This window comes from Streptomyces sp. iso_384, assembly GCF_056172905.1.
The window spans coordinates 617563-642015 of record NZ_JBWBTT010000001.1 but is presented as its reverse complement, the minus strand read 5'-3'; the positions used below and the strand labels follow the sequence as shown (position 1 = coordinate 642015).

General features: G+C 73.6%; 14 protein-coding genes. 1 reads left to right on the top strand and 13 read right to left on the bottom strand.

Annotation, left to right across the window (positions count from 1 at the left end; translation table 11 throughout):
• Positions 1-20: 20 nt before the first annotated feature.
• Genes AC0VY3_RS02920 through AC0VY3_RS02885 form a run of 8 tightly spaced genes read right to left on the bottom strand, consistent with a single transcriptional unit; the run spans position 21 to position 18014 of the window.
• Positions 21-1961 carry a N,N-dimethylformamidase beta subunit family domain-containing protein gene (locus AC0VY3_RS02920; protein WP_475548827.1) on the bottom strand — a complete coding sequence of 647 codons (1941 nt, stop codon included), beginning with the start codon at positions 1959-1961 and terminating at the stop codon, positions 21-23.
• Entirely contained in the window at positions 1958-3493 is a 1536-nt protein-coding gene (locus AC0VY3_RS02915) for a condensation domain-containing protein (RefSeq protein ID WP_475548826.1), read from the bottom strand. Before AC0VY3_RS02915 ends, AC0VY3_RS02920 begins: the two co-directional genes overlap by 4 nt.
• The gene (locus AC0VY3_RS02910; protein ID WP_103507885.1) at positions 3486-3776 is read right to left on the bottom strand and encodes a phosphopantetheine-binding protein; all 291 of its coding nucleotides are present in this window, start codon (positions 3774-3776) and stop codon (positions 3486-3488) included. The genes AC0VY3_RS02915 and AC0VY3_RS02910 overlap by 8 nt, the downstream gene beginning before the upstream one ends.
• Positions 3773-3976, bottom strand: a complete 204-nt coding sequence (locus AC0VY3_RS02905) for an MbtH family protein (protein WP_103507884.1) — start codon at positions 3974-3976, stop codon at positions 3773-3775. Before AC0VY3_RS02905 ends, AC0VY3_RS02910 begins: the two co-directional genes overlap by 4 nt.
• Positions 3969-7133, bottom strand: coding sequence for a non-ribosomal peptide synthetase (locus AC0VY3_RS02900; RefSeq protein ID WP_475548825.1), 3165 nt, complete (start codon positions 7131-7133; stop codon positions 3969-3971). Before AC0VY3_RS02900 ends, AC0VY3_RS02905 begins: the two co-directional genes overlap by 8 nt.
• Positions 7130-8815 (bottom strand): class I adenylate-forming enzyme family protein, encoded by a 1686-nt coding sequence (locus AC0VY3_RS02895; RefSeq protein ID WP_475548824.1) that lies wholly within the window; start codon positions 8813-8815, stop codon positions 7130-7132. The genes AC0VY3_RS02900 and AC0VY3_RS02895 overlap by 4 nt, the downstream gene beginning before the upstream one ends.
• A complete protein-coding gene (locus AC0VY3_RS02890) occupies positions 8812-14586 on the bottom strand; it encodes an amino acid adenylation domain-containing protein (protein ID WP_475548823.1) in 5775 nt (1924 codons plus the stop codon). Before AC0VY3_RS02890 ends, AC0VY3_RS02895 begins: the two co-directional genes overlap by 4 nt.
• Positions 14583-18014 (bottom strand): amino acid adenylation domain-containing protein, encoded by a 3432-nt coding sequence (locus tag AC0VY3_RS02885; RefSeq protein ID WP_475548822.1) that lies wholly within the window; start codon positions 18012-18014, stop codon positions 14583-14585. Before AC0VY3_RS02885 ends, AC0VY3_RS02890 begins: the two co-directional genes overlap by 4 nt.
• A gap of 519 nt (positions 18015-18533) precedes the next feature.
• Here AC0VY3_RS02885 and AC0VY3_RS02880 point away from each other — a divergent pair.
• Positions 18534-19808, top strand: a complete 1275-nt coding sequence (locus tag AC0VY3_RS02880) for an alpha/beta hydrolase family protein (protein WP_475548821.1) — start codon at positions 18534-18536, stop codon at positions 19806-19808.
• Positions 19809-19917: 109 nt separating this feature from the next.
• On the opposite strand, the gene AC0VY3_RS02875 is transcribed toward AC0VY3_RS02880, so the two are convergent.
• From AC0VY3_RS02875 to AC0VY3_RS02855, 5 genes are all read right to left on the bottom strand, one after another.
• Entirely contained in the window at positions 19918-21300 is a 1383-nt protein-coding gene (locus AC0VY3_RS02875; RefSeq protein WP_103507516.1) for a dicarboxylate/amino acid:cation symporter, read from the bottom strand.
• Positions 21301-21704: 404 nt separating this feature from the next.
• The gene (locus AC0VY3_RS02870) at positions 21705-21998 is read right to left on the bottom strand and encodes a DUF4229 domain-containing protein (protein WP_103507517.1); all 294 of its coding nucleotides are present in this window, start codon (positions 21996-21998) and stop codon (positions 21705-21707) included.
• 74 nt (positions 21999-22072) lie between these two features.
• Positions 22073-22612 carry an N-acetyltransferase family protein gene (locus AC0VY3_RS02865; RefSeq protein WP_475548820.1) on the bottom strand — a complete coding sequence of 180 codons (540 nt, stop codon included), beginning with the start codon at positions 22610-22612 and terminating at the stop codon, positions 22073-22075.
• A gap of 107 nt (positions 22613-22719) precedes the next feature.
• Positions 22720-23883, bottom strand: a complete 1164-nt coding sequence (mqnE, locus tag AC0VY3_RS02860) for an aminofutalosine synthase MqnE (protein WP_103507519.1) — start codon at positions 23881-23883, stop codon at positions 22720-22722.
• 94 nt (positions 23884-23977) lie between these two features.
• On the bottom strand, positions 23978-24433 hold the full coding sequence (locus tag AC0VY3_RS02855; RefSeq protein ID WP_018961621.1) for an Lrp/AsnC family transcriptional regulator: 456 nt from the start codon (positions 24431-24433) through the stop codon (positions 23978-23980).
• Positions 24434-24453 lie beyond the last annotated feature (20 nt).

The window sequence follows — 24453 nt, the reverse complement described above, 5'->3', positions numbered from 1 at the left end:
GGCGTCGTGCCGGAAGCCGATCAGCCGGGCGGTACGGCGGGCCGCGCGCACAGCAGCAGCGGGCCTCCGGCGACGGCCGCGTACAGGCTCCCGGCGCGGCCCGCGAGCCCCGTGCAGACGCCCGGGTGGCCGGTGGCCGGGGAGGGGCCCGGCGCACCGCTGTCCGTGAAGGCGGCGGGCCCGTCCGCCGGGCCCGCCGGGAGACGGGTGCGCAGCCGGCCGTCGGCGGTGACCGCCCAGAGCCTGGTGTTCAGCGTGGTCAGCGCCACCGCCCCGCCCGCGTCCCCCAGCACCTGCCACGGTTCGTCGAGCGCGAGCGCGGAGAGGTGGTGGAGCCTGTCGTCGTGCGGGGTCACGGCGAAGATCCCCGCGTCGCAGAGGGCGAGCGCGGTCGTGCCGGCCGGCACCGTCCCGGCCTCCACCCACTCCCGCGCCCCCGGCACCGGCCCCGGCACCGGGTCGCGGCGCAGCAGCCGGCCGTCCTCCGTCGCCGCGTACAGCTCCAGCGGCAGCCCGCCGGACGCCTCGCGCGCCGAGGCCAGCGCCCGCACCCCGGGAGCGTGCCCGGCCGGCCGCCACGGCAGGTTCTGCCCGGACGGCTCCCGGCACAGCAGCCGGCCCCGGCCGTCGACGCCGAACAGGGTGCCCGCGCAGACGGCCAGCGCATGCACGTCGTCCGGGTCTCCGGCCGCCTCCCAGCCGTCGCCGGGAACCGCCCCGCCGAGCCGGTCCAGGACGTTGCGGGTGATGCGGTCCGCGACCGGGTCGTCCGCCAGGACGCTGCCCCAGTTGATCGTGCCCGCGTTGAACACCGTGCCCGCGCCGAGCCGGAAGACGCCCATCGTCGCCGCGCCGCCCTGCCCGTACTCCCGCCAGTGCCGCAGATCCGCGGTGGCGAGGACGACGAACGAGCCCGGTGTCCCGTCCACGCCCGTCGCCCGCGGCACATCGCCGGTCCACTCCAGGTCGCAGGCGTCGGTCTCGTAGCCGAGTGCGCCGCGCGCGAAGGGTTCGCCGTCCGACAGCCCCGTACCGGCGAAGGCCCAGTGCCCGGCGAACCGGGCCGTGTAGGCGTCCTTGCGCATCACCGCCATGCCCTCGCCCCAGGCTCCCGCGCCCCGGCGGAAGCTGAGGCCCGTCATCGTGTTCTCCGGGCGGTCCACGGGCGAGCTGGACCACTCGACGGTGGTCCGGCGCGGGTCGGTCGCCGTCACCGGGTCGGTGAGCGCGTCCCGGTGGCAGACCATGGTGCGGCCGTCGTCCTCCAGCCGCATCTGCCACCAGGCGGTGTTGGCCGCGAAGAAGGCCACGTTGCCGCCGCGCCGCGCGAACGCCTCGACGCTGTCGCGCATCTCCATCGACCAGTACTCGTCATGGCCGTTGACGACCAGAAGGCGGTAGTGGGAGAGGAGTTCGTCACCGCCGTGAAGGTCCAGGCCGGAACAGAAATCCACTGGACGGCCGGCCATCGGCAGCCAGCGCAGCAGCCCCTCCTCCCAGCGCTCGGGCGGCGGGCCGCCGCCGGGCGAGGCGAAGGAGACCCGGGCGGCGCGGTGGGGCTGCTCGGAGTAGTAGAGGCCCCGGTGCGGCTGCCCGGCGTGGGTGTACGCCCGCCAGGTGGCGAACGGGATCGGGACGAGGATCCTGGAGGCCGTGCCGGGGCGGGCCGCCCGGACGGCGAACCAGACCTCGTGCTCGGCCTCGTCGGTCGTCGGCCGGTCCTCGCCCGGTACGTCGAAGACGGCGCGGCAGAGCGAGCTGGGCCACTCCGGCGGGACGTCCAGGGTCCAGTCGGGGCCGGTCGCCGCAGCCGTGAGGAGCAGTTCCTCGCTCACCCCGTCGAGGACGCGGACCCGGACGGCCGTCGACCGGTCCGCCCCCGTCAGGTGGAAGGCGAGCCGGCCGCCCTGGACGCAGGAGGTCCGGTCGGCCCAGGCCCGCAACGGTTCGCCGGTGGTCATGGCCGGTCCCCCTCCGCCGTCTCCAGCAGCGCGCGGAGCTCCGCGACAAGCGGAGGGCCGCCCGCCGCGCTCGTGACGATCAGCTCCTCCATCGCGTACAGGTGCGCGCGGATCGCCTCCGGCGGCAGATACGCGGTGTCGGCGGTCAGCGAGACCGCCAGCGCGTCGCCCTCCTCGGTGATGTGCAGGCAGTAGCGGCACGCCACCCGGTCCTGGGTGGCGGGGAAACCGAAGGCGGTCCGCCGCCGGGCCTCCGTCAGCTCCTCCGCCGGCTCCTGCGGGGCCGGCCGCGGGCCTTCGGACACGGGCCGTTCGACCAGGCGCATGTCGTTGAAGCAGCAGTACGGGTGCACCTCGCTCCCGTACTCCGTGTGCAGCCGCTCGCCGAGCGCGTCCCACTCCACCGGGTCGTACACGGCGGCCCGGTAGGCGCGCAGGGCCGCACGGTGGGCGGCGGGAAGGAGGTCCGTGAACCGGGCCGCCCCGTCTCCGTCGTCGTGCTTCCTTTCGGCCGCCGCCAGATCGAGGATGAACAGGCCGTCCTGGGACAGCGTGGAGACCAGGTCGCGCAGGGCCTCGGCGGTGCGGTTGCCGACGATCGGCATCACGGCCGCCGTACGGTGCCCCTCCCCGGCGGCCACCAGCGCGGCCGACGCGGTGAGCAGCACGGTGGAGCCGCTGACCCCGTGCGCGGCGGCGACCGCGGCGACCGCGCGGGCCAGGGCCGGCGACACGATCCGCCCGGTCCAGAAGCGCGGGCTGCGGGGTTCCGCGCACGGCTCGGGGAACATCGTCGGCGGCGCGGCCCGGAAGCCCGCCTCCCAGTGCTCCAGGGCCGCCGCTCCGCGCCGCCGTCCGCGCTCGGCGTGCTGGTCGCGCGCCAGGTCCAGCGGGGTGGTGGCGGGCGGCCGCCCGGCCGAGCCGCGCCGGACCAGCAGCCGCAGATCGCGTACGAGGACCTCGGCGGCGTGCCCGTCGGCGGCGAGGTGGCACAGCACCAGCACGGCATGGGTGACCCGGTCGCCGACGGTGACCAGGGCGGCGCGCAGCGGCCATTCGGCCGGGTAGTCGAAGCGGGTGGCGGACATCCCGTCGAGCAGCGCTTCCGCCTCGGCCGCCGCCTCCGGCAGGCCGGTTGCCGGGGCGATCGTCACGGGCAGCGTCCCGGTGTCCGTGAGGCACTGCGCCGGTTCGCCGCCCGCCGCCGCCGGCACGAGCCGGGTCCGCAACGCCTCGTGCCGCTCGATCAGCCGGGCCAGCGCGTCCAGCGTCGCGGCGACCGTGGCGGGGCGGCCCCGGTCGGCCAGGGGCAGGACGCGGCCGATGTTGAAGTAGTGGTCGTTCGGCGCGGTGCGGCGGATCGCGTGCCAGATGGCCCGCTGGCCCCAGGTGAGCGGGGCCGTCCCGGACCGCTCGCCACGGAAGCTCACCTCGGTGGGGATGGTCTCTCCGGCAGAGGCGGGGGCGGAGGCGGGGGTGCCGGTGGCGGTGCGGGTGCCGGTGAGGGTTGTCTCCACCGCGGTCTCAGCCATGGTCGCCGCCGCCCGGTTCCACGCCCAGCTCGGCCAGATGGCCGGCCAGGCCGTCGAGGTCGTCCAGGAAGCGGAACGGCCCGTCGAGGTCGAGGAAGATCCCGAACTCCTCCTCCACCGCGTCGATCAGCCGGAGCAGCGCCAGCGACGTCACCCCGAGAGCGGTCAACGAGACGCCCTCGGCGAGCAGTTCGGCCTCGGTCACCTCGCCGTCGGTGGCACGGGACACCAGCGCGGCGATCCGTGCCCGCAGCGCGGCCCCGGCGGCGGCCGGGGCCGTCACCGGCCCTGCTCGGCGAGGCGGCGGCGCAGGCCGAGCGGGCGGATGTCCGTCCAGACCCGGTCGACATGGGCCATGCACTCCTCCTCGGACCCGGAGAAGCCCTCCGCCCGCCAGCCGGCCGGCGGTTCGGTCCTGGCGGGCCACAGCGCGTGCTGCTCCTCGTCGTTGACGACCACCTGGTACGCGGTTGCGTCACTCATCGCTGCTCTCCTCCTGCTGCTGGAGCTCGCTCACCACGGCCGAGACCTCGGCGAGCGTCGGGGTGTCGAAGAAGACGTCGAGGGGCACCTCGACGCCGAGCCGCTTGCGGATCCGGGCGGCGATGGCGGTGATCGTCAGCGAGTGACCGCCGAGGTCGAAGAGGTCCTCGTCCGGGCCGATGTCGTCGAGCCGCAGGACCTCCTGCCAGATGTCGCGCACCACGGCGGCGGCCCCGGCCGGCGGTGCACCGGCCGCCTCAGCCGCGAGGGTCCCGGCGGTCTCCGGCCGGGTCCTCGGGGCCTGCGGCAGCCGGGCCCGGTCCACCTTGCCGTTCGGGGTGAGCGGCAGCGCGGACAGCGGGACCCAGGTGGCGGGGACCATCGCGGCGGGGAGCGTACGGGCGAGGTGGGCGCGCAGGCCGTCGGCGGCCGGGGCCTCCTGCCCGGCTCCGACGACGTAAGCCACCAGCCGGTCCTGTCCGGCCTCCCCGGCCCCTTCGGCATCGTCCGCGCGGTCCAGGACCACCACCGCCTGGGACACCGCGGAGTGTTCGGCCAGCCGGGCCTCGATCTCGCCCAGCTCGATGCGGTGGCCGCGCAGTTTGATCTGCGTGTCGACGCGCCCGGCGAACTCCAGCCGCCCGTCCGGCAGTCGGCGCACCAGATCGCCCGTGCGGTACATCCGCGAACCCGGCGGCCCCCATGGATCCGGCACGAAGCGCTGGGCGGTCAGCCCGGGTCGGCCCCGGTAGCCGTGGGCCAGTCCCGTGCCGCCCAGGTGCAGTTCGCCGGGGACGCCGTCCGGCACGGGCCGGCCGTGCGCGTCGAGGACGTACGCCCGGGTGGCGGCCAGCGGCCGGCCGATCGTGACCGGGTCTCCGGGGCCCAGCTCGGCCAGGGTGGACCAGACGGTGGTCTCGGTCGGCCCGTAGACATTGATCAGCCTGCCGACGGATCGGCCCAGTTCGGCCGCCAGCGGCTCCGGCAGCGCCTCGCCTCCCGCCAGGCCGACGAGACCCGGGCGGTGCAGACCGGCGGCCAGCATCAGCCGCCAGCTGCTCGGCGTGGCCTGGACATGGGTGACGTCATGGGCCTCGATCAGCTTCAGCAGGGCGGCGCCGTCGCGCTGCCGCTCCTCCGGGACGAGGACGACGCGGGCTCCGGCGGTCAGCGGCAGCAGCAGTTCCACGGTGGAGATGTCGAAGGACAGCGAGGTCAGCCCCAGCCAGCGGTCCTGCGGCCCCGCCGCCAGCCGGTCGGCCAGCGCGCCGAGGAGGTTGGCGAGCGCGCTGTGCGGCACCTCGACGCCCTTGGGCCGGCCGGTGGAGCCGGAGGTGTAGAGGACGTACGCGGGATCCCCGGCGGCCGGAGCGGGCGACCGGTCACGCGGCGGCACGGGAGCCCCCCGGCGCTCCGGGGACGCCCCGTGCTCCGGGTACGCCCCGCGCTCCAGGAGCAGCACCGGCAGGCCGTCGGGCAGCCCGTCCGGCACGGGCCCTTCGACGACCAGTGCGGCCAGGCGCGCGTCCGCGCGGACGAAGGCGAGCCGGTCGGCCGGATAGCCGGGATCCAGCGGTACGTAGGCCGCCCCAGCCGCCAACGTACCGAGCACAGCTGTCAGTTCGCTCGACGACCGGGCCACCTGGACGCCCACGAGATCACCGGGACCAATGCCCTCGGCGGCCAGCCGGTCCGCGAACGCCCTCGCGGTCGCGTGGAGTTCGCCGTACGAGAGTTCCGTTCCGTCCGGCGTGACCACGGCCACGGCGGACGGGGCAGCCGCCGCCCGTCCCGCGAACATCGCCCACACCGTGGCGTCCGCCGAGCGGGCCGGGGGCGTGCTGTTGCCCGCGTACAGCGCCCGGTCCAGCTCGTCGCCCGCCAGCAGCGGCAGGTCGGCGAGGCGGGTGTCCGGCGCGGTGAGCACCGCGTCGAGCAGGGTGCGGAAGTGGCCGACGATCCGGGCGGGCGCGCCGGGCGCGAAGGCGTCGGTCCGGTGCTGCAACGAGCCGTCCACCCCGTCCGGCCCCTCCACGAGCTGGAGGTGCGCCAGATTGCGGACGGAGTGCGTGAAGCCGATCCAGTCCACGGCGACGTCCGGTGCTTCCCGCGCCTCCCAGCCGGTGCGGCGGCGGTAGCTGACCGAGAGCGGTGTGAGCGCGGTGCGCGGGGTGAGGCCGCCGCGCACGGCACGGCCGAGGGGGACCGTGCGGTGGTCGTAGAGGGCCCGCAGCTCGGCGCGGACGTCCCGGACGAAGTCGGCGAACGGCCGGTCCTGGCCGGGCCGGCTGAAGAGCGGCAGCTCGTTGACGTACAGGCCGATGTGGTCGGGGCTTCCCGGGCGTCTGGTGGAGAGTTCCAGTGCGGTGACGGGTGCTCGGTCGCCGTAGCGGAACAGCAGCGTGTGCCAGAGCGCCAGGAGCAGTTCGAAGCGGGTGACGCCGAGCGACCGCGCGGTGTCGGTGATCCGGGAGTGGAGCGGGCCGTCGAGCGTGAAGGGGACGGCGGAGCCCGGTGCCGGAGCGGTGGTGTCGCGTACGGAGGGCGGAAGGCCGGGGAGCACGGGCGCGGCCGGGTCGGACCAGCGACCGGCCCAGAACTCCGCCGCTGCGGCCGCTTCTTCGGCTGTCGGCTCGGCGGGCTCGTTCGGCGGCAGATCGGCGGTCGTCTCCGCGCCGAGGATCTCCGCGAGCAGGACGTCCTTCGACGTGCCGTCGAACACCAGGTGGTGGACCACGGTGTGCAGCACCGGGCCGGCGTCCCCGGCCGTCACGAGCGCGAACCGTACGAGCGGACCGGCGGCCAGGTCGAAGGGCCGGGCGCTCTCCTGCGCGAGGAGCGCGTCGAGTTCGTCCGGGGCACACGTCAGCCGGCGCAGTTCGGGCGCGCGGCCGGTGGCCGGAGCGAGCGCGGGGCCCTCCGGGTCCAGCCGCGACGCCAGCACCGGATGCCGTGCGAGCAGGCGGGCGCAGCCGGCGTCGAGTGCGGCCGGATCGGGCGGCACGGCGAACCGCGCGGTCACCGCGAGGTGGTGCGCCGCGCCGGGCCGCAGCACCTGTTCGGTGACCCACATCCCGTGCTGGGCCGGCCCGAGGGCGAGTTCGGGAGAGGCAGAGAAGGAAACGGAAGGAGAGGGAGACGTCGTCGGGTTCGTCATCGCAGGGCCTCGTCGTCCAGGAGCAGGCGCAGCTCGCGCTTGAGGATCTTGCCGCCCTCGTTGCGCGGCAGGAAGGGGCGGAACAGCAGGCGGGCCGGGAGTTCGTGGGCCGCCAGCCGGTCGAGCAGGAAGGTCCGCAGCTCCGGCACGGCCAGCTCGCCGCGCGGCACGACCACGGCGGCGACGACCGCACCCAGGACGGGGTGCGGAACACCGAACGCCGCCGCGTCCGCCACCGCCGGATGGGCGTGCAGCGCGTCCTCCACCTGGAGCGTGGAGACCTTGTACGCACCGGACTTGATGACGTCCCGCTCCCGGTCGAGCAGATGCAGATACCCGTCCTCGTCCAGCCGCCCGAGGTCGCCCATCCGTACCCAGTGGCCCTGGAAGACCTCCGACCGGGCGGCGTCCTCGCCGAGGTAGGCGCGGGGCGCGGCCGGGGTGCGGAGCCGGACCTCGCCCGGTTCGCCGGGCGGCAGCGGGGTCCCGTCGGGGGCGGTGATCCGCAGGTCGCGCAGGGAGGCGGGGCGCCCCGGGGAGTCGGGGCGGTCGGGGTCGAAGAGCAGGGTGATCTGGGCGGGGGCGGCCTCGGTGGAGGTGTAGTAGTTGACGACCTGGGCGCGCGGGAAGGCGCGGGCGAGGCCGAGGGCGACGGGCCCGGGGAGGGCGGCGGCGGTCGAGCCGACGAGCCGGACGCTGTCGGTGGCGTACCGGCGGGCGGCCTCGGAGCCGAGCAGTTCGATGGCCATCGCCGGCACCAGGAACACGCTGCCGACCCCGTACTCCTCGATGAGCCGCGCGAACCGGCCCGGGGTGAACTGCGGTGCGGCCACGGCGGTGGCGGCGGAGTCGAGGGCGTTGACCAGCATCGTCTGCCCGGCGTTGGTGCCGACGGGGAAGGCGTGCAGGAAGTGGCGGGAGTGCCGGAGCGGACGGCGGCGTTCGTCGAGCGTGCAGCCGTACGCCAGGTTGCCGTGGGTGGCGGTGACGCCCTTGGGCCTGCCGGTGGTGCCGGAGGTGTAGAGGATCTGGGCGAGGGAGGCGGGGGCGGGCTCGGCGAGCGGCTCCGCGAGGTCGGCGGGGCCTGGCTCCGCGAGCGGCTCGGCGAGGGAGGCGGGGCCGGGCTCCGCGAGCGGCTCGGCGAGGGAGGCGGGGCCGGGCTCCGCGAGCGGCTCCGTGCCGGGCGGCGCTGCCCCCGTCGCCTCGATCTCCTCCGCCGTGGCCGACCACACTCCTGGCGGGAGCAGGCCGGAGGGCAAAACCGCCCCGGACGGGCGCAGTACGGCCGCGGCCCCGCTGTCCGCGAGGACATGGGCGGCGGTCGCCGGGGCCTGCCGGTCCGAGAGCGGTACGGCGACACAACCGGCGCGCAGGACACCGCAGTACGCGACGGCGTACGCGATCCAGTCGCCGCTGCCGTAGCGGAGCACGACCCGCGCCCCCGGCCCGAGGCCCCGGCTCCGCAGCCCGGCGGCGAGCGCCTCGGCCCGCTCGTGCCACGCGCCGAAGGTCAGGGTGCGGGGGCCGCAGATCAGCGCGGTGCGGCCGGGGTCGGCGGCGGCACGGTGGCCGAGCAGGGCCGGAAGGCTGCGTGGGGCGGTGGCTGTGATGGCGGCCCGGGAGGCCGGACGCCCGGCCGGCGGCCTGGACGAACTCCCGGGCGGGCGCGGGGTGGTGGTCATCGGACGTCCTCCAGGACGGCCTTGGCGCCCTGTGCGTCCTGCGTGCCCTGGAGGGCTTGTGCGTCCTGTGCGGCCCGTGGGTTCCGTGCGTCACGTACGTCCTCCACCTCCCGCGCCTGCCGCGCCTCCCTTGCCCGGCGTTCGCGCTCCTGGATGCCGACCAGGTCGTCCGGCAACGCGTCCGGGACGTCGAGGTCGAAGCGGGCCAGCACCGGCAGCCGGAGGCCGATCACCACCAGGGCCAGCATGGCCGCGCCGAACAGCAGGTACATGAACCCGATCCCGCGCCCCGGCCCCGTACCGATGAGGGCTCCGACCGTCGAGGTCAGCGAACCGCCGTCCTCGAACATCGGGCCGAAGACCGACGAGCCGACCGGCGCGATGATCCCGTGCCCGATCGGCAGGGTGGACCAGGCGACCAGCGTGTTCAACGCGAACACCCGGCCGTGGAACCGCTGCGGGACCTTGATCTGGACGATCGTCGTGTAGACGCCGTTCACCATCGACAGCGCGCAGGACATCCCGAACGCGCCGACGCCGATGATCCACAGGTCCGCCCGGACCCCGACCAGCGCACAGGCCACCGCGAGCAGCCCGGCCAGGCCCAGCATGCCGCGCATCCGGTTGCGCTGCGGGCCGCCCCAGAAGCCCATCGCGATGCCGCCGAGAATCGCGCCCGCCCCTCCGGCCACCGAGATCCGGGCCACCGCCTCCAGCGAGTCGAACGACAGCACCAAGGGCGTGACCAGCAGGAACAGTGGGGACAGGAAGATGTTCAGCGCCGCGAACCACAGGAGCATGGTCCGGAAGCCGCGGTTGCGCCAGGAGTGGGCGAAGCCGTGCTTGATCTCCGCGACCAGCGACTCCCGCCGCGTCCACGGCAGCGTCTTCGGGAACTTCACGAACGACAGCACACCGATGGCGATGGTGTAGCTGACGACGTCGAGGATGAGGATGCCCTTCAGCCCGATCCCGGCCATCAGCGCCACCGCCGCCAGCGGAACGATGAACTGCGCGAAACCGAAGGCCATTTGCGTGATGCCGTTGGCGTGGCCGAGGTACTGCTTGGGCACCAGCTGCGGTACGGAGGAGGCGTACGCGAGGCGTTGGAAGGTGAGCGCGACCGACAGCAGCCCGAGCAGGGTGTAGATGTGCCAGGAGGCGAGGTTGCCGCTCAGCAGGAGCGTGAGCAGCGCCGCCTGGGTGGAGCCGGCGACCACGTCGCTCGTCAGCATGACGCGGCGGCGGTCGAGCCGGTCGACGACGGCTCCGGCCAGCGGTCCGACGAGGATGCCGGGCAGCATGCCGATGACGGCGTAGAGGGCGTACTTGCCCATCGAGCCGGTCTCCATGTAGATCCACACCGGCAGTGCGAACTCGGTGAGCGCGGAGCCGGTGATGGAGAGCAGCTGGCCGAAGGCGACGGCCAGGAAGCGGCCCATGCCGGGCGGCGGGCCGGCATGGGCGACCTGCTCGGCCCGCTCGGCCTGCTCGGTCTCCTCCGGCGCCAGGTTCTCGTGCGCCGCGTCAGCTGCCTCGGTCCGCTTCCCGCCCTTCCCGCTCACCTCGTGGAACCACCACGGCCCGTCGTCCGCCTCCTGCGGCAGCGCCCGTACGGCATCCGGACCGGCCGCGACCGCCGCGTGCGTGCGCGTGAGGATCTCGACGAGCTCCCGGGCCCGGTACTTGAGGAAGAAGTGGCCGCCCTCGTCCAGGACCGCCAGCGCCGAACGCTCCGCGAGCATCTGCCATTCGCGGTAGCGCTCCCGGTGGAAGTCGGTCGCCGGATCGCGGTTGCCGATCACCGAGATCACCGGGGCCCGCAGCAGTGCCCCGCCCGCCTCGACCTCGGCCAGCACGTCGGTGAAGTACTCCTCCGCCGCGCGGGAGTCGGCGCGCATGTTGCCGATCATGAACGTCATCTGGGCTTCGTCGAGGTCGCCGACCTCGGCCCCCATGGAGCGCAGCCAGGTGAAGTAGACGCGGTCGCTGAGCAGCGGGTCGAGCGCGGAGATCCGGCTCAGCAGGCCCAGCACCCGGCCGCGCGGCCGGGCGAACGGGAACTGGGCCCCGATGTAGACGGCCTCCACCTCCCGGCCCGCACCTTCGAGGAGCCGGGCGACGGCGACGGTCAGCGCGCTGCCGACGGCGCAGTGCCCGTACAGCGCGACCGGTCCCTCGACCCGTTCGCGTATCTCGTCGGCGATCTTCCCGGCCAGTTCGTCGAAGGCCAGGTGTTCCTCGGTGACGCCCATGTCGTGGCCCGGGATGGCCACGGACCACAGGTCGTATCCGGCGGGCAGTTCGTCGGCGACCGGCTGGTAGACGACCGCGCTGCCGCCGCCGTACGGGACACAGACGAAGGAGAGGGTCCGGTCGGCGGGCGGCGTGGGGCGGGTGAGCCGGTGGAGCAGATGGCGCGGGCCGCGCTCGGACTCGTCCAGGTCGGCCAGGGCGGCGAGTTCCCGGACCGTACGGGAGGTGAACAGGTCCATGACGCTGACCGGCCGCGCTCCGGCCTCCGGCAGGCGTCTGCGGGCGCGGGCGATGACCTGGGTGGCGAGAAGCGAGTGGCCGCCGAGGTCGAAGAAGTCGTCGTCGACGCCGACTTCGGGCAGATTCAGGATCTCGGCCCAGATCTCGGCCAGCACCTGCTGGGTGGCGGTCTCCGGCGCGGCCACCGCGCCACCGGTACGGCGGGCCTGCGGCGCGGGCAGGGCGCGGCGGTCGAGCTTGCCGTTGGGGGTGAGCGGGAGGGCGTCGAGCGTGACGAAGGCGGCCGGGACCATGTAGTCGGGGAGTGTGCGGCGCAGGGCGGTGCGCAGGAGGGCGGGGTCGAGATCGGTGTCCGCGTCTGGGTCTCTACCCGCCTCCCGGTCCGCGTCCGCTGCGCGCACCACGTACGCCACCAGGCGCTTGTCGCCCGGGTTGTCCTCGCGGACGATCACGGCCGCGGCGGTGATGCCCGCCTCGGCGCGGAGCGCGGCCTCGATCTCGCCGGGCTCGATGCGCAGGCCCCGGATCTTGACCTGCTGGTCGATCCGGCCCAGGTGCTCCAGCTGACCGTCCGCCCGCCACCGGGCCAGGTCTCCGGTGCGGTAGAGGCGGGCGCCGGGCGGGCCGAAGGGGTCGGGGACATAGCGTGCGGCGGTCAGGCCGGGTCTGCGGTGGTAGCCGACGGAGACCTGGACGCCGCCGATGTGGAGTTCGCCGGGCGTGCCGACGGGGACAGGGCGCAGGTCGGCGTCGAGGACGTACAGCCGGGTGTTGTCGACCGGTGCGCCGATCGGCACGACGGCGAGGTCGCCCGCGCACTCCCAGCTGGTCACGTCGACGGCCGCCTCGGTCGGCCCGTACAGGTTGGCGAGTGCGCAGTGCGGCAGCCGGGAGGTGAACGCGCGGGCGGTGTGCGGGGCCAGCTCCTCGCCGCTGCACACGACCCGGCGCAAGGTGGTGCAGCGCTCCACGTCGTCCTCGGCGAGGAACACGTCGAGCATGGCGGGCACGAAGTGCGCGACGGTGACGCCGTGGTCGGCGATGGTGTCGCGCAGATGCGCGGCGTCCTTGTGCCCGCCGGGCTGTGCGACGACCACCCTGGCCCCGGTGATCAGCGGCAGGAACAGCTCCCAGACCGAGACGTCGAAGCCGGTCGGCGTCTTCTGGAGGACGGCGTCGGCCGGCGTGAGGCCGTACGTACGGGCCATCCACAGCAGCCTGTTGGCGATGGCCCGGTGGGTGTTGGGCACGCCCTTGGGGCGGCCGGTGGAGCCGGAGGTGTAGATCATGTACGCGAGGTCGTCGGCGGCCGGACCCACAGGGCGCACGCCGTCGCCGCCGGGGCCGCCGTCGGCGTCGCCGTCCCACTCCGCCGGGTCGTCCAGCAGCAGGACACGCGCCGCGCACCCTTCGGGCACCGGCACCCGGCGCTGGCTGAGAAGCACCTCCGCACCGCTGTCCGCGAGCATGAAAGCCAGCCGTTCTGCGGGGTACTCGGGGTCAAGCGGGGTGTAGGCGGCACCGGTCCTGAGGACGCCGAGGAGGCCCGGGAGCAGGTCGGGCGAGCGCTCGGCGCTGACCGCCACCAGGCTTCCGGGGCCGACGCCTTCGCGGGCCAGGCGGCGCGCGATCCGCTCGGCGGCCCGGTCCAGTTCGGCGTACGTCAGCGTCTCGCCGCCGAAGCCGACGGCGACGGCGTCCGGCGTACGGGCGATCTGCTCGGCGACGAGGCCGGTCAGGGTCGCGTCGTCCGGGAGGGCGACGGCCGTGTCGTTCCACGTGTCGAGCATCCGGGTCCGCTCGACGGGGTCCAGGACGTCGTGCGCGGAGACCGGCAGGCCGGGCCGGTCGGCGACGGCGTGCAGCAGGCGGTCGAGGCTGTCGGCGATCCGGGCGATGCCGGACTCGTCGAAGAGGTCGGTGTTGTAGTTGAACGCACCGCGCAGCCCGCCGGGCCACTCCATCAGGAACAGCTCCAGGTCGAACCGGGTCCCGGCGGCATGCAGCCCGAACGGCTCTACGTCCAGGGCGAGTTCTGCCTGCGGGACGGCAGCGGCGTAGTTCTGGATCGCCAGCACCGCCTGGAACACCGGTGAACGCGTCACGTCCCGTTCGACGTTCAGCTCGGACACCAGCTGGGCGAACGGCAGCTCCTGGTGGGCGTACGCCTCCAGGCAGGTCTCCCGGGTCCGGCCGAGGAGTTCGATGAAGGTCGGGTCGCCGTCCAGCCTTGCCCTGAGCGCCAGGACGTTGACGAACATCCCGACGAGACCTTCGAGTTCGGGCTCCGGACGCCCGGCCACCGGCGAGCCGACGGCGAAGTCCCGCTGCCCGGAGATACGGGACAGCACCAGCTGGAACGCGGCGAGCAGCACCATGTGCACGGTCGCGCCGTGCTGCTTGCCGAGGGCGGTGAGCCGGTCGAGGAGATCCCGGTCGATGTCGAAGCCGAACCCCGCGCCGTCGAAGGTCTGGCGCTCGGGTCGCGGCCGGGCCGTCGGCAGCTCCAGCGGCCGGACCCCGGACAGCTCGCCGGCCCAGTACGCGACCTCGTCGGCCAGTCGGCCGCCGGTCAGCCGGTCGCGCTGCCAGAGCGCGAAGTCGCCGTACTGGAGAGGCAGTTCGGCCAGCAGGTCCGGTCCGCCGGTCGTGTACGCGGTGTAGCCGCGCAGCACCTCGGAGACCAGCACCTCGCTGGACCAGCCGTCGCTGACGCTGTGGTGCACGACGAGGAGGAGGACGTGGTCGTCGTCGGCGATGCGGACCAGCAGCCCGTGGATCAGCGGGCCGGTGACCAGATCGAACGGCAGGGCTCCGAGTTCGTCGACGAGCCGGGCCGTGTGCTCCTCGTCGTCCGCGTCGGCGGTGCGCAGATCGAACGGTGCGGGTGCGGCGATCTCCAGGACCGGGCGGCCGTCGTCGGTGGCCGGGTAGCGGGAGCGCAGCGTCTCGTGGCGGGCGATCACCGCGTCGAGAGCCCGTTGCAGGGCGGGGCGGTCCAGCGGTCCGCGCAGCCGGCGGGCGACCGGGATGTTGTACGCGGCGGTGCCGGGCGCGAACTGCTCCATGAACCAGAGGCGTTCCTGGGCGAAGGAGAGCGGCGGCACGGTGCCTTCGGGACGTCTCGGCACGGCCTGCACAGGGCGGGCGCGGCCGCGCAGCCGCTGGGCGAGCAGGGCGCGCTTGGCGTCGGAGAGCGGGGCGGCGGGCCTGCCACCGGGTCTCGCGTCGCCGTCCCGGGCGCCATCCGTCGGGTGTGCCTCGGTGCTGCTCATGCCGTGGTCGTTCCGTTTCTCTCCGGGCCGGACTCGGCCGCGAGCATGTGCTCGGCGTCCTCGTCGGTCAGCGCTTCGATCTCCGCCAGCAGCAGGTCCTCCACCGCGACCGCGAACGCCTCGGCGGTGCGGTGGGCGAACAGCGCCCGCAGCGGCACCGACAGACCGGCGGCCGCCCGGATCCGGGCGACGACGCGGGTGGCCAGGAGCGAGTGGCCGCCGAGGTCGAAGAAGTCGTCCAGCGCGCCGACCCGGTCCAGGCCCAGCACCTCGGCCCACACCTCGGCGACGAGCCCCTCCGCATCGGTGCGCGGGGCCACGTAACCGGGTCCGAGGTCGGGCCGCTGCTCGGGCGCGGGCAGGGCGCGGCGGTCCACCTTGCCGTTCGGGGTCAGCGGCAGGGCGTCCAGGACGACCAGGGAGTTCGGGACCAGGTGGGCGGGGAGCACGGCGGCCAGAGCGGCGCGCAGAGCCCCCGCCGCAAGCCGTCGCCCACCGTCGCCCGGGACCTCCGGATCACCACCGCCGCCCAGGGCCTCGGGACGATCACGGTCCTCCGGACGATCACCGCCGTCCCGTTCCGGCACCACGTATCCGACCAGCGCCTCGTCCCGTACGGTCACCACGGCCCGGCCGACTCCGTCCAGGGCCAGCAGCGCGGTCTCCACCTCGCCGGGCTCGACGCGGAAGCCGCGCACCTTGACCTGGTCGTCGATGCGGCCGAGGAACTCCAGCCGCCCGTCCGCCCGCCACCGGACCAGGTCGCCGGTGCGGTAGCGGCGGGCGCCCGGCGGGCCGTACGGATCGGGCACGAAGGCCCGCGCGGTGGCGCCTGGCCTGCCGCCGTAGCCGTACGTCACCCCCGCGCCGCCCACGTGGAGTTCGCCGGGCGCTCCGTACGGCATGAGCCGGCCCAGCGCGTCGCAGACGGTGAGCGTGGTGCCGCCGACCGGGCTGCCGATGGGCGGGCGGTGGATCGCGTCGGCGCGGCCGAGTTCGGCGGTGGCGGCGATGACGGTGGTCTCGGTGGGGCCGTAGGAGTTGACCACCCGCACGGTGTCTCCGAAGCGGGCCCGCCAGGCGGCGACCGCGCGCTGCTGCACCTGGTCCGCGCCGAGGATCAGCAGCCGCAGGCCCGGCGGCCGGGCGATCGCGCCGAGGTCGTCGACGAGCTCGTGCCAGTACGGCGTGGGCAGGTCCAGGACGGTGGGTCCGCGGCCCCCTCCGGCGGCGGCGAGCCGGAGGTGGTCCGGGAGGGTGCTGTCGGATCCGGCGACGACCAGGCGGGCTCCGGCGGTGAGCGCCGGGTAGATCTCCTCGGCGTGGGTGTCGAAGCTCAAGGAGGCGAACTGGAGCACCTCGTCGTCCGCCGTGATGCCGTAGTTCTCCCGCATCCAGCCGACCCGGGCGGCGAGCGCGCGGTGCGGGACGACGACGCCCTTGGGCGTTCCGGTGGAGCCGGAGGTGTGAATGACGTACGCGGGGTCGTCCGGGCCCGCCTCCCAGCGCGGGTCGGGCACGCCGGTTCCGTCCGGGCCGCACGGCGCGAGCACGGTGACCCGCTCCGCAAGGCCCGCGCCGATGGCCCCGGCCTCGGTCTCGTCCGGGCCCGCCACGACCACGCGTACGCCGGTGTCCGCGACCATGAACTCCAGGCGGGCCGCCGGGTAGGCGGGGTCCAGTGGCAGATAGGCCGCGCCCGCCCGCCAGGCGGCCAGCATCGCGGTGACCGCCCGCGTACCGCGCGGCAGCAGGACGCCGACGACGTCCCCGCCCCGTACGCCCGCCTCCCGCAGCCGCACTGCGAGCGCCCCGGCCGCCGCCCACAGACCGCGGTACGTCAGCTCCCCCGAATGCTTTCCCGACTGCTCCCCCGACCGCATTCCCGCCTGCTCGCCCGACCGCTCGCCCGACGCGTCGCGCACCGCCGTCCGGTCGCCGTACGTCTCGGCCGCGCGGCCCAGAGCGGCGGGCAGCGCCTCGGCGTCGGCCGCCGGAACCTGCGCCCCGGTGCCCAGGGCCAGCAGCTCGTCCACCTCGGACCGCGCGAGGAGCGGCAGTTCGGACACCGGCGCGTCCGGGTCGGCCAGCGCGCCGCGCAGCAGCGTCTCGAAGTGCCGGGCGAACCGGGTGACCCAGGCGTCGTCGTAGAGGTCGGTGCGGTAGCCGAACACCGCGATCAGGTCGTCGCCCTCACGGCGCAGGTCGAGCATCACCTCGACCTTTCCGGCCGCGTGACCGCCGTCGGCGTCGGCGTCGGCACACCGCAACCCCGCGAAGTTGCGCTCACCGCTGCCCTGTTCGTCCTGGGTGTGGACGGTCAGCAGGGTCTGGAAGAGCGGGCTGACGCCCAGGCGGCGCTCGATGCCCAGCTCGTCGATGAGCCGCTCGAACGGCACGCGGTCATGGGTGAATCCGGCCAGCGCGGACCGGCGGACGCGCCGCAGGAGCTCGCCGAAGGACGGCGAACCGGCGAGCTCGGCGCGCAGCACGAGCGTGGTGGAGAAGTAGCCGATCAGCTCTTCGAGTTCGGGCTCGTTCCGGCCGGCCGCCGGCACCCCGACGCAGAAGTCGTCCTGCCGGGTCCAGCGGTGCAGCAGGACCTGGTAGGCGGCGAGCAGCACCATGAACGGCGTGCACCGCTTCTGCCGGGCCAGTGCGTCGACCGCCGCGCCCGCCCCGGCGATCCGCCGGGTGTGGAACGCCCCGCCGGTGACCCCGGTCCCCTCCGCCACCGTCGGCCGCAGATCGAGCACCGGGGCGCCCGCGAGCCGCTCGCGCCAGTGGGCGAGCGCGGCCTCCGCATCGGAACCCTCGGCCCCCTCGGCGAACTCGCGTTCCCTGCGGGCGTATTCGGTGTACGGGAGCAGCTCGGGCAGCTCGACGGAGCGGCCGTCGGCGTGCGCGGCGTAGCGGGTGGCCAGCTCGGTGCGCAGCAGGTTCAGCGACCAGCCGTCGGCGACGATGTGGTGGAGGACCAGGCACAGCAGATGCTCGTCCTCGTCCGTGCGCAGCAGGCTCACCCGCAGCAGCGGCCCCCGCGCGAGGTCGAAGGCGGCGTTGGTCCGCTCCGCCAGCAGCCGGGCCGCGTCCGTGGGGCGGCCGCGCAGGTCGACGCTCTCGACGGGCACGGGCGCGGGCGGCCCGACGAGCGCGGCGGGCCGCCCGTCCCGGTCCGGGAACCGGGTGCGCAGGGCCTCGTGCCGGGCGGCGGTCCCGTCGAACGCGGCGCGCAGCGCCGGTTCGGAGAGCGCACCGGTCAGCCGGAGCACGAGCGGGATGTTGTACGAGGCGTCGTCGGGCTCCAACTGCTGGAGGAACCACAGGCGTTCCTGCGCCGGGCTCAACGGCAGCCCCTCACCACCCCCCTGGCCCGCGTCGGCACTGTCGTAAGTGTCCGCCCCGGTTTCACCGGCCGTACCGATCATGTGCGGTGCTCCCCTGTGTGCCGACCGTTGGTGACGGCACCGCCGAGGACGGCGGGCAGCACCGGACGCAGTTGCCGACGGGTCGTCAGAAAGCAGCGCGGGGGGTGGCAGTGACGTGTTCCGGCCTCCCCCGCGACCTCGGCCCCGGGCAACGGTCACGGTAGGAGGAGGGGGCAGTCCAAGTCAATGGTCTGGACCACGCAGAGGTGGCCGGTACCGGTCGAGGGGATGGGGACGAACCACCAGAAACAGTGCGGCAGTACCTGTTTCACTGGCCGAAATCGCCCGGCCCGAACGGCACGGACGTCCCCCGGCGCCGGCACCGATACCGGCGCCGACAAGGGCATCGACATCAACATCGGCATCGGCGCACCGGCCGCCGGAATCACGTCCGCCCTCCCCGCCGCCGGGCAGTCGCCGCTCTCCCCCGCCCGGCAGTCGCCGTCCTCCCCTGGTCCGACACCGGCTCCACCTGGCGTCCGATGCGGGCGGCCCGTGCCGCCGCCTAGCGTTGCGGGCATGACGATCTTCGCTCGCAGCAACCGACCGGCCATGGCCGCCGCGACCGCCGCGGCCCTCGCCCTGACCGCGCTGGCCGCCCTGGCCGGGACGGCCGCACCCGCCGCGGCGTCCGGCCCGTCCCCGGCCCGGACACCGCCCGCCGCCTTAGCCGCCGCCCCCACACCCTCGGTCGCGACCGGCGACCTGGCCGCCCCGGCTTCGCCGACGCTGCCCCGCCCCACCGGCCCGTACGCCACCGGCCGCGACACCCTGTTCCTGACCGACCACGCGCGCCCCGACCCGTGGGTACCGGCCGCCGGGCCGCGCCAGTTGCTGGTGTCGCTGCACTACCCGGCCCGCCCCGGCAGCGGCGGCGACCCGGTCCCGTACATGACGACGGAAGAGGCGCGGCTGATGCTCGCGCAGCGCGGTCTGGAGGACGTCGTGCCGGCCGATGTCCTCGGCGCGACCCGCGCCCATGCGCGTAACGCCGCCCGGCCCGCACCCGGGCACTTCCCGCTGGTCCTGCTCTCGCCCGGCTTCGGCACGCCCCGGGCCACACTGACCGGGCTCGCGGAGGAACTGGCGAGCCGGGGTTACGTCGTGGCGACCGCGGACCATCCGTACGAGTCGACCGGTACGGAGCTGCCCGACGGGCGGGTCCTGACCTGTGCCGCCTGCGACCGGGTGGCCGCGCAGCCCGACGACGCCGCGCGGCGCGAGGTGCTGGCCTCCGTCGCCACCGGGCGGGCCGCCGACTTCTCGTTCCTGCTGGACCGGCTGACCGGCCCGCACCCGGCGTGGCGGCACGCCCGGACGATCGACCCGCACCGGGTCGGCATGGCGGGCCACTCCATCGGGGGCAACGCGGCCGCCTCCACGATGGCCGCCGACCGCCGGGTGGACGCGGGCGTCAACATGGACGGCACGTTCTTCGCCCCGGTGCCCGCCAAGGGGCTGGACGGGCGGCCGTTCCTGATGCTGGGCACCGACCCAGGGCACGGGCCCGGCGCGGGTGACACGTCCTGGGACGACGGCTGGGAACGGCTGAACGGCTGGAAGCGGTGGCTGACGGTGCGCGACTCCGGGCACTTCACCTTCACCGACACCCCGGAGATCGGTGAGCAGCTCGGCATCGAGGACCCGGACGCGACGCTCTCCGCGGCCCGTTCGACCACGATCACCAGGAGCTATGTGACCGCCTTCTTCGACCGGAGCCTGCGCGGCCGGCCCGCCCGGCTGCTGAACGGCCCGACCCCGGCCAACCCCGAGGTCCTCTTCCAGAACCCCTGACGGACGGGCACGGACGAGCAGGACGACACGGAGGCGCCCCCGGGCCCGTACGGAAACGTACGGGGTCCGGGGGCGCCTTCGTGCGGAGTACGGAGCTCGGAGTGCGGAGCTACGCGGTGACCGGCACCGCGCTCTTGGGCTCCGCGTCGCGCACCTCGTCCTGGTCGGTGTCGCCGAAGGAGTCGATCGGGGAGGCCGAGGCCGAGTTGTACTTGTCGTGGTCGAGGATCTTCTCGCGGGCCGCGACGATGACCGGGACGACCGCCTGACCGGCCACGTTGGTGGCGGTACGGATCATGTCCAGGATCGGGTCGATGGCCATCAGCAGGCCGACGCCCTCCAGCGGGAGGCCCAGCGTGGACAGGGTGAGGGTCAGCATGACCGTCGCGCCGGTGAGACCGGCGGTGGCCGCCGAACCGATCACCGAGACGAAGGCGATCAGGATGTAGTCGCCGATGCCCAGCTGCACGTCGAAGATCTGCGCGATGAAGATCGCCGCCAGCGCCGGGTAGATCGCGGCGCAGCCGTCCATCTTGGTGGTCGCGCCGAACGGGACGGCGAAGGAGGTGTACTCCTTCGGAACGCCGAGGCGCTCGGTGACCTTCTGGGTGACCGGCATGGTGCCGACCGAGGAGCGGGAGACGAAGGCGAGCTGGATCGCGGGCCAGGCGCCCTTGAAGAACTGGAGCGGGCTGACCTTGGCGACGGTGGCCAGGAGCAGCGGGTAGACGCCGAACAGCACGATGGCGCAGCCGATGTAGACGTCGGCGGTGAACGTCGCGTACTTGCCGATGAGGTCCCAGCCGTAGTCGGCGATGGCGTAGCCGATGAGGCCGACGGTGCCGATCGGGGCCAGCCGGATGACCCACCACAGGGCCTTCTGGAGCAGCTCCAGGACCGCCTGGCTGAGGGTGAGGATCGGCTTGGCCTTCTCGCCGAGCTTGAGCGCGGCGACACCGGCGACGGCGGCCATGAAGACGATCTGGAGCACGTTCAGCTCGGTGAACGGCGTGATCACGCTGTCCGGGACGATGCCGGTCAGGAAGTCGATCCAGCTGCCCTTGGTCTCGGAGAGCTTGCCGTCCTTCGGCGTGAGGCCGGTGCCGGAGCCCGGGTTGGTGACCAGGCCGATCGTGAGGCCGATGGCGACCGCGATCAGCGAGGTGATCATGAACCAGAGCAGGGTGCGGGTCGCCAGCCGGGCGGCGTTGTTGACCTGGCGCAGGTTCGTGATCGACACGAGGATCGCGAAGAAGACCAGCGGGGCGACGGCCAGCTTCAGCAGCTGGACGAAGAGCGAGCCGATCTCGTCGAGGGTGGTGACGAGCCAGCCGAGCTCCTGGCTGCGGGCCAGCCAGCCGAGCAGCACACCGAGCACCAGACCGGCGACGATCTGGGCCCAGAACGGGACCTTGGGTATGCGGAAACCGGGGCCGGAGCCGGTGGACGGCTGCTCGGCCTCGGGGGTGGCGGACGCGGGATTCGCGGACACGGACACACTCCAGTTAAGGACGCATCGGGACGCACGGATGCAGTCCGTGCGGTCGTGCGGTGGAACGGGGACGGGGTCGCGGCGCCCGCGTCGAGGGCGGCGCCGCTGCATGATGCCGTATCAGACCTTGCGGCAACAGACCGCGGACATACAGCGGCAGAGATCGACATGCAGGCGCGCCACGAGCGGGATGCTCGCGGCATGGCGGATGCGCACAGCTGTCTTCATGTCGAATACGTTAACACTTGAACTTTGAGAACCTCAAAGCTTTTCTTTGGCTCACGGGCGGCCCTGCAGCCGGTGCACCTGGCCGGAAAACGCCGAGAACCCCGTACCGGAGCGGCTTGCTCCGGTACGGGGTCCGGCGGAAGAGAAGGAGACGCGCGGCACGCGTGTGAGGAACCTTACTGAACGACGTCCTCACGGGTGCGGTTGGCGTCGAGGCGCGCCTTGGTCCGGTCGACCGTGGAGACGATCTGCTCGGACAGCTCGTCGCGCTGCCTGCGCAGCAGCACATAGCTGAGCGGGGCGGAGAGGACGAGGCCGAGGAGGATCACCCAGACCACGTTGGAGCCGCCGAGCCCTGCGGGGATCAGCCCGAAGTGGACGGCCACGCCGGCGACGAAGAAGCAGCCGACGAAGATCAACAGGCGCAACGCGGTGTACCGGATCATCGCGCTCGGCTTGGCAGCGGACACGGCTGGCCTCTCTTCCCATGGACTCTCGGCACGCTTCTGCCCGTCCAGTGAAGCATGGCCCGAATTCTCTCGGTTCAGGGGGTTGCCGGGGCTCCCAGCGGAAGCAGCATGATGATGTCGTCGCGGTCGTCGCCGGGCGAGACCCGGATGGCGTCCGGAACGCGGCCGACCTCCTTGTAGCCGCAGGCGGTGTAGAAGCGGTCGGCGCCGGTGCCGCCCCGGCAGGTGAGCCGGATGGCCTCGATGCCCTCGATGGAGCGCGCGGCGTCGGCGGCGGCCGCCATGAGGTCGCGACCGTACCCCTGACCCTGGAGGCGGGGGTGGACCATCACCGTGTAGAGCATCAGCCAGTGCTGGAGCAGCCGGTGGTCGTTGAGGCTGAGGAAGGCGGTGGCGGCGACGGAGCCGTCCTCGTCCCGGCCGACCAGCAGCCGGACCCGGCCGCGCTCCATGGCGGCGAGGTGCTTGAGCAGGTCGGGCCGGGTCTCCTCGGGCGTGACGGGCGCGACGAAGCCGACGGCCCCGCCCGCGTTGGTGACGTCCGCCCACAGCGTGGTGATGCCGTCGCGGAGGGCAGGGGTGAACGAGGGGTCCAGCTCAAATGTAAGTGCCATAATGCGAGAGTAACTATTACCCGCCGACCGGCTCAACCCTGTCCGGAACATGAGAAAGCCCCGGCCGGGGACGGCGGCCGGGGCTCACACGGGACACGGGAAGCGCGTCAGACGCGCATCGGCTGCGGCGACTCGCGCCGGTCCGCCTCCGGACCCGGGTACTCGCGCAGGATCTCGTACCGGGTGTTCCGCTCGACCGGCCGGAAACCGGCGTCGCGGATCAGGTCCAGCAGATCCTCGCGGCCGAGCTTGTTCGGCGTACCGAAGTCGTCCGCGTCGTGCGTGATCTTGTACTCGACGACCGAGCCGTCCATGTCGTCCGCGCCGTGCTGCAGCGCGAGCTGGGCGGTCTGCACCCCGTGCATCACCCAGAACACCTTGACGTGCGGCACGTTGTCGAAGAGCAGCCGGGAGACCGCGAAGGTCTTCAGCGCCTCGGCGCCGGTCGCCATCGTGGTGCGCGCCTGGAGCTTGTTGCGGACCTTGCCGTCCTTCATGTCCACGAAGTCGTGCTGGTAGCGCAGCGGGATGAAGACCTGGAAGCCGCCGGTCTCGTCCTGCATCTCCCGCAGCCGCAGCACGTGGTCGACGCGGTGACGGGGCTCCTCGATGTGCCCGTACAGCATCGTCGCGGGGGTCTTGAGCCCCTTCTCGTGCGCGAGGCGGTGGATGCGCGACCAGTCCTCCCAGTGGGTGCGGTGGTCGACGATGTGCTGGCGGACCTCCCAGTCGAAGATCTCCGCGCCGCCGCCGGTCAGCGATTCGAGACCGGCCTCGATCAGCTCGTCGAGGATCTCGGAGGCCGAGAGGCCGGAGATCGTCTCGAAGTGGTGGATCTCCGTCGCCGTGAACGCCTTCAGCGCCACGTCCGGCAGGGCTTCCTTCAGCGCGCTGAGCGAGCGCGGGTAGTAGCGCCACGGGAGGGTCGGGTGGAGTCCGTTGACGATGTGGAGCTCGGTGAGGTTCTCGTTCTCCATCGCCTTGGCGAGCCGGACGGCCTCCTCGATGCGCATCGTGTACGCGTCCTTCTCGCCCGGCTTGCGCTGGAACGAGCAGTACGCGCACGAGGCGGTGCACACGTTCGTCATGTTGAGGTGGCGGTTGACGTTGAAGTGCACCACGTCGCCGTTCTTGCGCGTACGCACCTCGTGCGCAAGACCGCCCAGCCACGCCAGGTCGTCGGACTCGTAGAGGGCGACCCCGTCCTCGCGGGTCAGCCGCTCGCCGGCCCGGACCTTCTCCTCCAGCTCGCGCTTGAGTCCCGCGTCCACTAGGCCGCCTCCCATTTCTCCGTGTATCAGACTCCGACCAACCGTACTCCCCCACCCTTCGGGCGGGAGGGGCCCCCTTTACGGCGCTTCGCGCCTACGCCTCTTCCGGAAGCTCTCCGACCCGGTTCTCCCACTTGGTGGAGAGCACGATCGTGGTCCGGGTCCGGGAGACGCCCTTCGTACCGCTGAGGCGGCGGATCGTCTTCTCCAGGCCGTCCACGTCACCGACGCGCACCTTGAGCATGTACGAGTCGTCGCCCGCGATGAACCAGCAGTCCTCGATCTCCGCGAGGTCCTTCAGCCGGCGCGCAACGTCCTCGTGGTCCGCCGCGTCCGAGAGCGAGATCCCGATCAGCGCGGTCACCCCGAGGCCGAGCGAAGCGGAGTCGACGGTGGCGCGGTAGCCGGTGATGACCCCGGCGGTTTCCAGCCGGTTGATGCGGTCGGTGACGCTGGGCCCGGAGAGCCCCACGAGCCGCCCCAGCTCGGCGTACGAGGCCCTGCCGTTCTCTCTGAGGGCCTGGATGAGCTGCCTGTCCACCGCGTCCATATGACTGAAACCTTCCATTG